Genomic DNA, 13331 nt, shown 5'->3' on the forward strand with positions numbered 1-13331 from the left:
AAATAAACTACGACGTAAGTGCATGTTTACTTTCGTTCTTAGCAGTTGCTTTTCGGAGCGACGGATTAGCACTAACATTTCCGCAAAAGTGGTGTCGCAGGTTATGTATTTTGTGAAAAACAACGATCCTTTAGAGAACAGCCTATCAATTATTATGTAAGGAGGCCGATGGTGTGAGTTTTTTTAAACTATTAAAAGAAGATATCGACGTGGTGTTTGATCAGGATCCGGCAGCTCGCACCTATGTGGAAGTATTTCTAACTTATTCTGGATTACATGCGATCTGGGCACACCGAATTGCCCATGCGCTTTATAAAAGAAAATTTTTCTTTATTGCCCGGGTAATTTCCCAAGTTAGTCGTTTCCTAACAGGGATTGAAATTCACCCAGGGGCACAAATTGGTAAACGATTTTTTATTGACCACGGAATGGGTGTCGTCATCGGTGAGACGTGTGAGATAGGGAACAATGTAACCATCTTTCAAGGAGTAACGCTAGGCGGTACAGGTAAGGAGAAGGGGAAAAGACATCCTACGATAAAAGATAACGCCTTAGTAGCGACTGGGGCAAAAGTGCTTGGTTCCATTACAATCGGAGAAAATTCAAAGGTCGGGGCAGGCTCAGTGGTATTAAAAGATGTCCCTGCAAATTCTACTGTAGTTGGTATACCTGGGAGAATTGTCATTCAAAATGGAGAACGAGTAAGAAGGGATTTAGATCACCACAAGCTTCCAGATCCAGTAGCTGAGCTCCTCAAGGAAATGAAAACAGAAGTAAACCGGTTGAACAAAGAGTTAGAAGAATTAAAAGGAGTGAAGACTGATGGCCATTCGCATCTATAACACATTAACACGAAAGAAAGAAGCTTTTCAGACGCTAGAAGAAGGCAAAGTACGTATGTATGTATGTGGTCCAACCGTTTACAACTATATCCATATTGGGAATGCACGACCAGCGATCGTGTTTGATACCGTACGTAGGTATTTAGAATACCGTGGTTATGAAGTCAAATATGTCCTTAATTTTACCGATGTCGATGATAAGATTATTAAAGCAGCCCGTGAATTAGGTGAAGATGTTCCTATTGTTGCAGAGCGGTTTATTCATGCCTATTTAGATGATGTAAAAGCATTAGGGGTAAAAGAAGCGGCACATCACCCTAGAGTAACAGAAACGATGGATGAAATCATTGACTTTATCGCTAAGTTAATTGAAAAAGGTCATGCATATGAGGCGGATGGTGATGTTTATTTTAAAACACGATCGTTTGATGGATACGGGAAGCTGTCACATCAATCTATCGATGAATTAAGATCTGGTGCTAGAATCCAAATTGGAGAAAAGAAACAAGACCCACTAGATTTTGCCCTTTGGAAACAAGTGAAGCCAGGGGAGATTGCCTGGGACTCTCCGTGGGGAAAGGGACGTCCTGGTTGGCATATTGAATGCTCAGCAATGGCGAAAAAGTATTTAGGGGAAACCATTGATATACACGCCGGCGGGCAAGATTTAACATTCCCACACCATGAAAATGAAATTGCACAGTCAGAAGCGGGCAATGGAAAAACATTTGCTAACTATTGGATGCATAATGGATATATAAACATTGACAATGAGAAAATGTCTAAGTCATTGGGCAACTTTGTTTTAGCGCATGACTTAATAGAACAACATGAACCTGATGTCGTTCGGTTTTTCATGCTTAGTGTGCATTATCGGAATCCAATTAATTTTAGCGAGGAATTACTAGAAGGGGCTAAAAATAGCTTAGAGCGTATAAAGAATGCATATTACAATTTAGAGCATCGCAAGCAATCTAGTACAAACTTGGATGGGGAAGAGACCGATTGGCTTCAGAAAATTGGAACGTATCAGAAGCGTTTTGTGAGTGAAATGGATGATGACTTTAATACAGCTAATGCTATTGCAGTTCTATTTGATTTAACGAAAGATGCAAATGTTTACCTGCAATCAAATCATACGTCAGAACGGGTCATAGAAAAGTTCCAAGAAAGTATTTCATCGTTACTAATTGTTTTAGGTATTCAGTTAGCAGAAGATGAGGATTTGCTAGATGAAGAGATAGAAGAGCTAATCCAAAAACGAATTGAAGCAAGAAAGAACAAAGACTTTGCATTAGCTGACAAGATTAGAGATGACTTAAAGGAAAAACACATTATTTTAGAAGATACACCCCAAGGTACTAGATGGAAAAGAGGACAACTATGATTGCGCAAAACGTCCGACAGATGAAAAGTTTAACACTTGCTTATATGGGGGATGCTGTCTATGAAATTTATGTTAGAGAGCATTTAATTGCTGTTGGAAATATTAAGCCACAGAACCTACACCAATTAGCTGTCAAGTTTGTCTCTGCAAAGTCACAAGCACGGGTCCTTCACGATTGGTTACATCGGAATTTATTAGATGAAGAAGAACTAAGTATTGTTAGGAGGGGCAGGAACGCCAAGTCCGGCTCTGTCCCTAAAAATACGGATGTAACAACATATCGACATAGTACTGGCTTCGAAGCGTTAATAGGTTTTCTATATTTGGACAACCGTAAAGATAGGCTTGAAGAATTAATTCAAATAGCAATTCAATTTGTCGAGAAAGGAGAGGTTAATAATGGCTGAAGAATGGATTGTTGGAAAAAATCCCGTAACAGAAGCACTTAAGTCTGGTAGATCGATTAATAAGTTATTTGTATCTGACCACCTCAACCCACAGTCAGTCCAAAAGCTGCAAGCATTAGCGAAAAAAAGTGGTGCGACTGTACAGCAAGTGCCGAAAAAGCGAATCGATCAATTAGTTGATGGAAATCATCAAGGAATTGCTGCCTCGGTCGCTGCTTACGACTATCATTCCTTAGAAGATTTGTTTGCTGTAGCAGAGAAACGCGAGGAACAGCCGTTTTTTATGATATTGGATGAAGTTGAGGACCCTCATAATCTTGGTTCTATCCTGCGAACTGCAGATGCAACTGGTGTTCATGGTGTCATTATCCCAAAACGTAGAGCGGTTGGGCTGACGGCAACAGTTGCTAAAACTTCGGCTGGTGCGATTGAGTATATTCCTGTTGCAAGAGTGACTAACATTGCAAGCACGATTGATGAATTAAAGCAAAGAAATGTATGGGTGGTTGGGACAGAAGCGGAAGGCGCCGAGGATTACCGACAGTTAGACGGAGGTATGGCAATTGCGCTTGTCATCGGTAACGAAGGAAAGGGAATGAGTCGATTAGTCAGAGAGAAATGTGACTGGACAGTGCGACTATCGATGAAAGGACAAGTCTCCTCATTGAATGCGTCGGTTGCTGCTAGTCTGTTGATGTATGAAGTGTATCGCAAACGGTATCCAATTGGTGATTAGGCGATGGTCGTACTAGTTGTTGACGGTTATAACATTATTGGGGACTGGCCAGAATTAAAGGTATTAAAAGATAAAGACCTAGACCAAGCAAGAAATATTTTAATAGAGAAAATGGCGGAATATCAAGCATATCGTGGCCATCGTGTCATCGTCGTTTTTGACGCGTATCATGTACGAGGAACGGAAACGAAGTATAAAAATTATCATGTAGATGTCATTTTTACGAAGGAAAATGAAACGGCTGATGAATGTATCGAGCGATTAGTGAAAGATATCAAAAATGTAAAGACCCAAGTCTATGTCGCAACTTCAGATTATACAGAACAGCGTACTATCTTTGCACAAGGCGCCTTGAGAAAGTCAGCAAGGGAATTATATATTGAAACAAATAATATTCAAAAGGAAATTGAAGAGGAAATTAAGGAGCACAAAAAAGTGCAGTCCTCGACAAAAATTCCTATAAAACAGGACATATTAGATGTGTTTGAAAAGTGGAGACGGGGAGAAAAGTAACAAAAGGCGTTGTTGACGATTTTGAAGCGCTTCCTGTATAATACTTCTATATATTCACGGCATAAAGTCGGGGGGAGTCCAAGGGTGAGTGCTATGTACAAGGATCAAGACCAGCAAGTCGCGCAATTAGATACTCTTGAAGACGATGAACTAATTGAATTGGTTCATTCTGGACATAGTCAAGCGTTGGACTATTTGATTAACAAGTATCGCAACTTTGTTCGGGCAAAAGCAAGGACCTATTTTTTAATAGGTGCAGACCGGGAAGATATTGTACAAGAGGGTATGATTGGTTTATATAAAGCAATTAGGGATTATAAAGGGGACAAGCTTTCTTCATTTAAGGCATTTGCTGAGCTTTGTGTAACTAGACAAATTATTACAGCAATTAAAACCGCAACAAGACAAAAGCATATTCCTTTAAATTCTTATGTATCGTTGGACAAGCCTATCTATGATGAAGAATCAGATCGTACATTACTCGATGTAATTGCCGGATCTAAAACGATAGACCCGCAAGAATTAATTGTCAATCGGGAAAAGTTTGGTGATATGGAGTGTAAAATGGCGGAGTTGCTTAGTGAATTAGAACGTCAAGTATTATCACTTTACCTAGATGGCAGGTCATATCAAGAGATTTCAGTAGAATTAAAAAGACATGTGAAATCAATCGATAATGCCTTGCAACGTGTCAAACGAAAATTAGAGAGATATCTAGAGATAAGTGAGATTACACTGTAAAATGTAACGTTGACAGGCTTTGTTAACCGTGCTAAATTAGTAGGAGCTAGACATGGTAGGGATATGGGAGTTTAATAATGGGAATTAAGATTACTTTGGCCTGTTCTGAATGCCTAAGTCGTAATTATAGTACAACTAAAAATCCTAAAATAAATGCTGAACGGTTAGAAGTTAATAAATATTGCAAAAGGTGTGGTGGATACACCATCCACCGGGAGACTAAGTAGAAGCTGATTAGTTGGCGAGTTTGGAGGTACAACCAGTGAATATCGTTACGTTCTTTAAAAATGTTTCTAGAGAAATGAAAAAGGTTTCATGGCCTAAAGGTGATGAACTAACTCGGTATACGATTACTGTTGTAGCAACAGTCACTTTTGTTGCGGTGTTCTTTGCTCTAGTTGATTTGGGCATTTCACAAATTCTAAATTTATTTTTTGAATAAAACTTGGCAATTTATGTTATAATGTTACTAAATAGACAACGTCCTTTAAGAACCCGTTTCAGCGGGTTTTTTAATTTGACAAATTTTTATAGGATATAGCAGAAGAATTACTTCATGGTAAGAATGAAATAAGGGAGGGAAGGACAAGCGGTTGTCCTGAAGTATGGAAAAACAATGGTATGTGGTTCACACTTATTCCGGGTATGAGAATAAGGTAAAAGCAAATTTAGAAAAAAGATTGGAAACAATGGGCATGGAAGATAAGATTTTTCGTGTACTAGTTCCTGAAGATGAGGAAACAGAAATTAAAAACGGCAAGAAGAAAACGGCCAAGAAAAAAGTGTTTCCTGGATATGTACTTGCGGAGATGGTCATGACCGATGACTCGTGGTATGTTGTTCGTAATACACCAGGAGTGACAGGCTTTGTTGGTTCAACGGGGTCTGGTTCAAAACCTACCCCTCTCTTACCAGAAGAAGTTGAAGTAATTCTTAAGCGGATGGGGATGGATGAAACAATTACAGAGTTTGACTTTGACGTCAAAGAAAGTGTTCGTGTAACCGATGGTCCGTTTGCTAACTTCACTGGATCGATTGAATCAATAGATATGGACAAGCAAAAAGTTAAGGTGCATGTGAATATGTTTGGAAGAGAAACACCAGTAGAACTAGATTTCTCGCAGATTGAGAAGCTATAAAAACCCTAAAGGTAATATAAGACGTCATAAACAGATACTACCTAATAAATTGCAAGTGTATAGTGCGTTAATCGGTGTGGTGAATAAAGCTTGTCCCACTTATTCATTACCATTTATATAAAAGGCTTTAAATACTGACTTGCATTTTGTGCCGATTAATGCTAAAATTCTTATGTTCTTTATGCCCCGAGTATAAGGTTTAATTTTTTATATGAAATGAGTGGGAGGGTTTGCGCCCTATTACCACATCACGGACTTAAGGAGGTGTGTCTCGTGGCTAAAAAAGTTATTAAAGTAGTTAAATTACAAATCCCAGCAGGAAAAGCAAATCCAGCACCGCCAGTTGGACCGGCATTAGGTCAAGCGGGTGTTAACATCATGGGTTTCTGTAAGGAATTCAATGCTCGTACGCAAGATCAAGCTGGTATGATTATTCCGGTTGAAATCACGGTTTTTGAAGACCGTTCATTTACATTTATCACTAAAACTCCACCTGCTGCTGTTCTTTTGAAGAAAGCGGCTGGTATCGAAAGTGGATCAGGTGAACCAAACAGCAAAAAAGTTGCGACTTTAAAGCGTGACAAAGTAAAAGAAATTGCTGAAACAAAAATGCCTGATTTAAATGCTGCTGATGTTGAAGCTGCTATGCGTATGGTTGAAGGTACTGCGCGTAGTATGGGTATTGTCATCGAGGACTAATCCCTTAGTAAGACAAAAGCTAAAGGAGGTTGCGATTATGGAGTTTTACCATTTCGCAACCTTTATTATCGTTAAGTTGTATGTAGTGGGTAGTAAGCCCGCTCGCTTTTAGTAAGTGGGAGGTATATTCCAACCGTTAAAACCACATTTAGGAGGAAATTAAAATGGCAAAGAAAACAAAAAAGCAACAAGAAGCATTAAAGCTTGTTGATCGTACAAAGGCATATGATGCTAAAGAAGCATTAGATTTAGTGAAAAAAGCAGCTACTGCAAAGTTTGATGAAACAATTGAAGCTGCATTCCGTTTAGGTGTTGACCCTAAGAAAGCTGACCAACAAATCCGTGGCGCGATGGTATTACCACATGGAACTGGCAAAACGCAAACGGTACTTGTTTTTGCTAAAGGTGATAAAGCTAAAGAAGCAGAGGCTGCAGGTGCAGATTATGTTGGTGAAGCAGACCTCATTAACAAAATTAACCAAGGTTGGTTTGACTTTGATGTAGTTGTTGCTACACCTGACATGATGGCTGAAGTTGGTAAGCTAGGCCGTGTATTAGGACCAAAAGGCTTAATGCCAAACCCCAAAACTGGTACTGTAACATTTGATGTTGAAAAGGCTATTCAAGAAATCAAAGCGGGTAAAGTAGAGTACCGTGTAGATAGACAGTCAAACATCCATGTTCCAATTGGTAAAGTTTCTTTTGATTTAGAAAAATTAGTAGAAAACTTCGAGGCGCTTGTTGAAACAATCAACAAAGTAAAGCCACAAGCTGCAAAAGGTGTTTACCTGCGTAATGTTGCTTTAGCATCAACAATGGGACCTGGTGTTAAAGTAGATACATCAACATTAGTAAAATAATCGTTGACTTTACAAACGTAATTAGCTATAATTATCGATGTTGTTAAAGCAAGTCATTTGCTTTACTATATAAATGAATAAGTTATACCGTAGACAGTAGGTGCCTAGTGCTTAATTTCCTACCGAGGTTGTCTGGTAGTAAGATAAATGACCATTATTGGTTTATCTATGACTTTCCAAGCCTTCATGTCTACATGGAGGCTTTTTATATGACACATTTCTTCGGTATGATGAAAAATCTAGTAGGAGGTGGAACGATGTCAAAAATTATCGAGCACAAAAAACAAATTGTAACTGAAATAGCTGACAAGTTCCGCGAGAGTAAATCTACAATCCTTGTAGATTATCGTGGACTTGACGTGGCTGAAGTAACCGAGCTTCGTACTCAGTTACGTGAAGCTGGTATTGATTTTAAAGTGTACAAGAACACAATGTCACGCCGCGCTGCGGAAGTTGCTGAATTAGCAGATTTAAATGAGGTTCTTGTTGGACCGACTGCAATTGCTTTCAGTAATGAAGATGTTGTTGCTCCTGCAAAAATTCTTAATGAATTTGCGAAAAAGCACGAAGCACTTGAAATTAAAGGTGGCGTAATCGAAGGTAATGTTGCATCACTTGATCAAATCAAGGAGCTTGCAGACCTTCCAAACTACGAAGGCCTACTTTCTATGCTACTCAGCGTTCTTCAAGCTCCAGTACGCAATTTCGCATATGCTACAAAAGCGATTGCCGAGCAAAAAGAAGAACAAGGTGCTTAACCAGCTTGATTTCTGTCAAACAATATAGGGTGCACAAAGAGGCGGTTTAGCCTTCCATGATAGAACGAAGAAATTAAATAACAAAATATTAGGAGGAAATAACATGTCTAAAGAACAAATTATTGAAGCAATCAAAGAAATGACAGTTCTTGAACTTAACGATTTAGTAAAAGCAATTGAAGAAGAATTTGGTGTAACTGCTGCTGCTCCTGTAGCTGTAGCTGGTGCTGGTGGCGGAGAAGCTGCTGAAGAACAAACTGAATTTGATGTAGTATTAACTAGTGCTGGTGCATCTAAAATTAAAGTTGTTAAAGCGGTTCGTGAAATCACTGGTCTTGGACTTAAAGACGCTAAAGATCTTGTAGATAATGCTCCTGGAGCAATTAAAGAAGGCGTTTCTAAAGACGAAGCTGAAGAAATGAAAGCAAAGCTTGAAGAAGCTGGTGCATCTGTAGAAGTGAAGTAGTATGATAATGAAGCTCGCCTTTTTGAGGCGAGCTTTGTTCTTTTGAGTGAGACTACATGATACTGTGTACTTGGGACGGGGAAGGGACCTGTACCCATGCTATTCAATAGGAATGGTTGAAAGATTAAAATTCGGGCAAGGTAGGTGCAAGTGTGTCGGAACAATATTTTTCAAGTGAGCCTCAGACAAAAAGTAATCCTAAGACGTGGACGTTCGAACTAAAAGGCCACCTCTACACCTTTACGAGCGATGAAGGTGTATTTTCTAAATCTGAAATAGATTTTGGCTCACGAACGTTAATCGATGAATTCCGCGTGCCGAGTATTCCTGGTGATATACTAGACCTTGGTTGTGGATATGGTCCAATTGGTTTATCAATCGCAAAAACAAACCCAGAACGAAAGGTAGTTCTTTGCGATATTAATGAAAGAGCTGTTGCGCTTGCTAAAAAGAATGCGGAACAAAACAATATCGATAACGTAGAGATTGCGGTGAGTGATCGTCTAGAATCCTTCCAGAACCGGAAATTTGCTTCCGTTGTTACCAATCCTCCAATTCGTGCAGGAAAGAAAGTTGTACACCAACTGTTTGAAGATAGCTTCAAGGCATTACTCCCGAATGGGGAGTTGTGGGTAGTTATCCAAAAAAAGCAGGGGGCAGCCTCTGCTCAAGACAAAATAGAATATTTGTTTAGTCATGTAGAAATAGTGAAAAGGAATAAAGGATACTTTATCCTATATGCCAGGAAAAATACCCTATAAAAGTCCGAGGTTAGAAAATAGATTGACTCCAAATTCCGTTTGTGGTAGTATTGAAAAATGCCAATAGGCAAGTTTGGTTGTCAAGAGAAAATATTTCCCTAAAGATTGTATAATTTATTAATTTCTTGGAAATGATGATAAAATCGGGAAAAATATCCAACTTGATGCGGATATCATAGGTTTAAAGAAGCGACATTTGCTTCTGTTTGATTATGTTATTTTTATTAATAACATCCGTTTATTAAAGGCGGATGCAATTATAAAACTTGTGAAATAGAATAGACTTTCCTTTCTCAAGTTTGTTCGGTGTGTTTCCGGACATGATTTACACTTATTAAATTATACCTTGTCCGTTCTTATTGTCAATAAGTGTCGAATGGAAAGTGTAGATTTGTAAGTGTTTCATTATAAGCAAATCCAATCTTGGGTGATGCTTTTTCGTTTTCTTATTCTTGATTTGAGGGGTGAATCAGTTGACAGGTCAACTTGTTCAGTATGGACGACACCGCCAGCGCAGAAGTTATGCACGAATTAGTGAAGTGCTAGAATTACCGAATCTTATCGAGATTCAAACCGCTTCCTATCAATGGTTCTTAGAAGAAGGTTTGAGGGAAATGTTTCAAGACATTTCTCCGATTGAGGACTTCGCAGGAAACCTATCACTTGAATTTGTAGATTATAGTTTAGGTGAGCCGAAATATCCTGTAGACGAATCAAAAGAAAGAGATGTGACTTATAACGCTCCTCTACGTGTGAAAGTTCGTCTTCTTAACAACGAAACAGGTGAAGTGAAGGAACAAGAAGTCTTTATGGGTGACTTTCCATTAATGACTGACACGGGTACCTTTGTCATTAACGGTGCAGAACGTGTTATCGTTTCCCAACTTGTTCGGTCGCCAAGTGTCTATTTTAGTCAAAAATTCGATAAAAACGGTAAGCGCGGCTATACAGCTACTGTAATTCCTAATCGTGGTGCGTGGCTAGAATTCGAAACAGATGCCAAAGACGTAGTTCACGTTAGGATAGATCGTACGCGTAAATTGCCAATTACTGTCTTACTAAGAGCATTAGGTTTTGGAAATGACCAAGAAATTATTGATTTACTTGGTGAAAATGAATACTTAAAGAACACGCTTGAAAAGGATAACACAGAAACTAGTGAAAAAGCTTTATTAGAAATATATGAACGTTTACGTCCTGGTGAACCACCAACGGTTGAAAATGCAAAAAGCTTACTAGTTTCACGTTTCTTTGATCCGAAGCGTTATGACCTTGCACATGTAGGTCGCTATAAAATGAATAAAAAACTACACATAAAAAATCGGTTGTTCAACCAAGTCCTAGCAGAACCATTAGTAGATCATGAGACCGGAGAAGTAATCGCGCAAAAAGGCGATAAACTTGACCGTCGTTTATTAGATAAAGTGTTACCTTATCTAGATTCTGAGGAAGATAGTTTTGGTGAACAATTGTTACAACCTCATGAGGGTGTATTAGAAGATCCAATCAAAATTCAATCAATTAAAATTGTAGACCCTACTGACCCAGAAGGGGAAAGAACATTAAACGTTATTGGTAATGCAAACGTAGAAGATAGTGTGAAAAACATTGCACCAGCTGATATTTTATCTGCTATTAGCTATTTCTTTAACATTCTTCACCAAGTTGGCGACACGGATGACATTGACCATTTAGGTAATCGTCGTTTGCGTTCTGTAGGTGAATTGTTGCAAAATCAATTCCGTATTGGTCTATCTCGGATGGAGCGTGTAGTGCGTGAACGTATGTCAATCCAAGATACTTCATCGATTACACCACAACAATTAATTAATATCCGTCCAGTCATTGCATCGATTAAAGAGTTCTTTGGTAGTTCGCAGTTATCGCAGTTCATGGACCAAACAAACCCACTTGCTGAATTGACGCATAAACGTCGTCTGTCTGCATTAGGACCTGGTGGACTAACTCGTGAACGTGCTGGTTTTGAGGTGCGTGACGTACACTACTCGCACTATGGTCGTATGTGTCCGATTGAAACGCCAGAGGGACCGAACATTGGATTGATCAACTCGTTATCTTCCTATGCAAAAGTAAATAAGTTTGGCTTTATTGAGACGCCATATCGTCGTGTTGACCCTGAAACAGGAAAAGTAACCGATCGGTATGATTACTTGACTGCTGATGAAGAAGATAACTATGTTGTTGCTCAGGCTAACGCACGACTCGCTGAAGATGGTTCATTCGTGGACCAAGAAGTTATTGCGCGTTTCCGCGGGGAAAACACCATTGTAAGCCGTGATCGAATTGATTACATGGATGTTTCGCCAAAGCAGGTTGTATCGGCTGCGACTGCGTGTATTCCTTTCTTGGAAAACGATGACTCAAACCGTGCCTTAATGGGTGCGAACATGCAACGTCAGGCCGTTCCGCTAATGCGTCCGAAATCACCAATTGTTGGTACTGGTATGGAATACGTATCTGGTAAAGACTCTGGTGCTGCCGTCATCAACCGTAACGAAGGTATCGTTGAGCGAGTTGAGGCAAAAGAAGTGTTGGTTCGTCGTATATCCAATGTTGATGGAAACCAAGTAAAAGGTGATTTGGATCGCTATCGTTTGCAGAAATTTATCCGTTCAAACCAAGGTACTTGTTATAACCAACGACCAATTGTCAGTGTTGGTGATCATGTTGTGCCCGGTGAAATTTTAGCGGATGGTCCATCGATGGAAGACGGGGAATTGGCATTAGGCCAAAACGTACTTGTCGGTTTCATGACTTGGGAAGGTTACAACTATGAGGATGCAATCATCATGAGTGAACGACTTGTGAAAGATGACGTCTATACTTCAATTCATATTGAGGAATATGAATCAGAAGCTCGTGATACGAAACTCGGACCAGAAGAAATCACTAGGGACATCCCGAACGTTGGGGAAGATGCGCTTAAGAACCTTGATGAACGTGGAATTATCCGGGTTGGTGCTGAAGTTGGAGATGGAGATTTATTAGTTGGTAAAGTAACACCAAAAGGGGTTACTGAATTATCAGCAGAAGAACGCCTGCTACACGCTATTTTTGGTGAAAAGGCACGCGAAGTAAGAGATACTTCCTTACGCGTACCACATGGTGCAGGTGGTATCGTACTGGATGTTAAAATATTTAACCGTGAAGATGGCGATGAATTACCTCCTGGTGTTAATCAGTTGGTTCGTGCTTACATTGTACAAAAACGTAAAATCTCTGAAGGGGATAAGATGGCTGGTCGTCACGGTAACAAGGGTGTTATCTCAAAAATTTTACCTGAAGAGGATATGCCATTCTTACCAGATGGAACACCAATTGATATCATGTTAAACCCATTAGGTGTACCTTCTCGGATGAATATCGGACAGGTGTTAGAGCTACACCTAGGGATGGCTGCTAGACAGTTAGGTATTCATGTTGCATCCCCTGTATTTGATGGGGCACGTGAAGAAGATGTGTGGGAAACATTAGAGGAAGCTGGATTGCCTAGGGATGCTAAAACAGTCCTTTATGATGGTCGTACAGGTGAACCGTTTGATAACCGTGTATCTGTGGGTGTAATGTACATGATTAAACTTGCGCACATGGTTGATGACAAACTTCATGCACGTTCTACTGGTCCTTATTCACTAGTTACCCAACAACCACTAGGTGGTAAAGCACAATTTGGTGGTCAACGTTTTGGAGAGATGGAGGTATGGGCACTTGAAGCATACGGTGCTGCCTATACGCTTCAAGAAATTTTAACCGTGAAATCAGATGATGTTGTTGGTCGTGTGAAAACATATGAAGCGATTGTTAAAGGTGACAATGTTCCAGAACCAGGTATCCCTGAATCATTCAAAGTATTGATTAAGGAATTACAAAGCTTAGGTATGGATGTAAAGATGTTGTCAGGAGATCAACAAGAGATTGAACTGCGTGATGTAGATGAAGATGAAACACAGTCGGCAGATAAGTTTAATTTAGAAGTTGAAGAAAGTAACCAAATGTAAGTG

General features: G+C 39.5%; 15 protein-coding genes and 1 other annotated feature. All 15 genes read left to right on the plus strand.

What is annotated here, in order from left to right:
* Nucleotides 1–173 precede the first annotated feature (173 nt).
* The 15 genes from cysE to rpoB all read left to right on the plus strand — a co-directional run bounded on the left by cysE (nt 174) and on the right by rpoB (nt 13328).
* Nucleotides 174–842 (plus strand): serine O-acetyltransferase, encoded by a 669-nt coding sequence (gene cysE, locus NC799_RS12820; RefSeq protein ID WP_272446843.1) that lies wholly within the window; start codon nt 174–176, stop codon nt 840–842.
* Nucleotides 823–2229 carry a cysteine--tRNA ligase gene (cysS, locus tag NC799_RS12825; RefSeq protein WP_272446844.1) on the plus strand — a complete coding sequence of 469 codons (1407 nt, stop codon included), beginning with the start codon at nt 823–825 and terminating at the stop codon, nt 2227–2229. Before cysE ends, cysS begins: the two co-directional genes overlap by 20 nt.
* Nucleotides 2226–2636 carry a Mini-ribonuclease 3 gene (locus tag NC799_RS12830; protein ID WP_272446845.1) on the plus strand — a complete coding sequence of 137 codons (411 nt, stop codon included), beginning with the start codon at nt 2226–2228 and terminating at the stop codon, nt 2634–2636. Before cysS ends, NC799_RS12830 begins: the two co-directional genes overlap by 4 nt.
* The gene (gene rlmB / locus NC799_RS12835; protein ID WP_272446846.1) at nt 2629–3372 is read left to right on the plus strand and encodes a 23S rRNA (guanosine(2251)-2'-O)-methyltransferase RlmB; all 744 of its coding nucleotides are present in this window, start codon (nt 2629–2631) and stop codon (nt 3370–3372) included. Before NC799_RS12830 ends, rlmB begins: the two co-directional genes overlap by 8 nt.
* 3 nt (nt 3373–3375) lie before the next feature.
* Nucleotides 3376–3885, plus strand: coding sequence for an NYN domain-containing protein (locus NC799_RS12840; protein ID WP_272446847.1), 510 nt, complete (start codon nt 3376–3378; stop codon nt 3883–3885).
* A gap of 93 nt (nt 3886–3978) precedes the next feature.
* The gene (gene sigH, locus NC799_RS12845) at nt 3979–4626 is read left to right on the plus strand and encodes an RNA polymerase sporulation sigma factor SigH (RefSeq protein ID WP_272446901.1); all 648 of its coding nucleotides are present in this window, start codon (nt 3979–3981) and stop codon (nt 4624–4626) included.
* 77 nt (nt 4627–4703) lie between these two features.
* On the plus strand, nt 4704–4853 hold the full coding sequence (rpmG, locus tag NC799_RS12850) for a 50S ribosomal protein L33 (RefSeq protein ID WP_272446848.1): 150 nt from the start codon (nt 4704–4706) through the stop codon (nt 4851–4853).
* A 35-nt stretch (nt 4854–4888) separates the two neighbouring features.
* Nucleotides 4889–5068 (plus strand): preprotein translocase subunit SecE, encoded by a 180-nt coding sequence (secE, locus tag NC799_RS12855; RefSeq protein ID WP_417006687.1) that lies wholly within the window; start codon nt 4889–4891, stop codon nt 5066–5068.
* Nucleotides 5069–5231: 163 nt separating this feature from the next.
* The gene (nusG, locus tag NC799_RS12860; protein ID WP_272446849.1) at nt 5232–5765 is read left to right on the plus strand and encodes a transcription termination/antitermination protein NusG; all 534 of its coding nucleotides are present in this window, start codon (nt 5232–5234) and stop codon (nt 5763–5765) included.
* A 273-nt stretch (nt 5766–6038) separates the two neighbouring features.
* Nucleotides 6039–6464 (plus strand): 50S ribosomal protein L11, encoded by a 426-nt coding sequence (rplK, locus tag NC799_RS12865; protein ID WP_272446850.1) that lies wholly within the window; start codon nt 6039–6041, stop codon nt 6462–6464.
* A 164-nt stretch (nt 6465–6628) separates the two neighbouring features.
* Complete coding sequence (gene rplA / locus NC799_RS12870; protein WP_272446851.1) at nt 6629–7324, plus strand: 50S ribosomal protein L1; 696 nt, start codon at nt 6629–6631, stop codon at nt 7322–7324.
* Between the two features lie 69 nt (nt 7325–7393).
* Nucleotides 7394–7541, plus strand: a sequence feature (ribosomal protein L10 leader region).
* A gap of 40 nt (nt 7542–7581) precedes the next feature.
* Nucleotides 7582–8082: a 50S ribosomal protein L10 gene (gene rplJ / locus NC799_RS12875; RefSeq protein WP_272446852.1), complete on the plus strand. Its 501-nt coding sequence runs from the start codon at nt 7582–7584 to the stop codon at nt 8080–8082.
* Between the two features lie 103 nt (nt 8083–8185).
* Nucleotides 8186–8548 (plus strand): 50S ribosomal protein L7/L12, encoded by a 363-nt coding sequence (gene rplL, locus NC799_RS12880; RefSeq protein ID WP_272446853.1) that lies wholly within the window; start codon nt 8186–8188, stop codon nt 8546–8548.
* Between the two features lie 152 nt (nt 8549–8700).
* A complete protein-coding gene (locus tag NC799_RS12885; RefSeq protein ID WP_272446854.1) occupies nt 8701–9309 on the plus strand; it encodes a class I SAM-dependent methyltransferase in 609 nt (202 codons plus the stop codon).
* Between the two features lie 464 nt (nt 9310–9773).
* Nucleotides 9774–13328 (plus strand): DNA-directed RNA polymerase subunit beta, encoded by a 3555-nt coding sequence (rpoB, locus tag NC799_RS12890; protein ID WP_272446855.1) that lies wholly within the window; start codon nt 9774–9776, stop codon nt 13326–13328.
* Nucleotides 13329–13331 lie beyond the last annotated feature (3 nt).

Origin of the sequence: Aquibacillus salsiterrae (genome assembly GCF_028416595.1) — a bacterium.
Lineage (GTDB): Bacteria > Bacillota > Bacilli > Bacillales > Amphibacillaceae > Aquibacillus_A > Aquibacillus_A salsiterrae.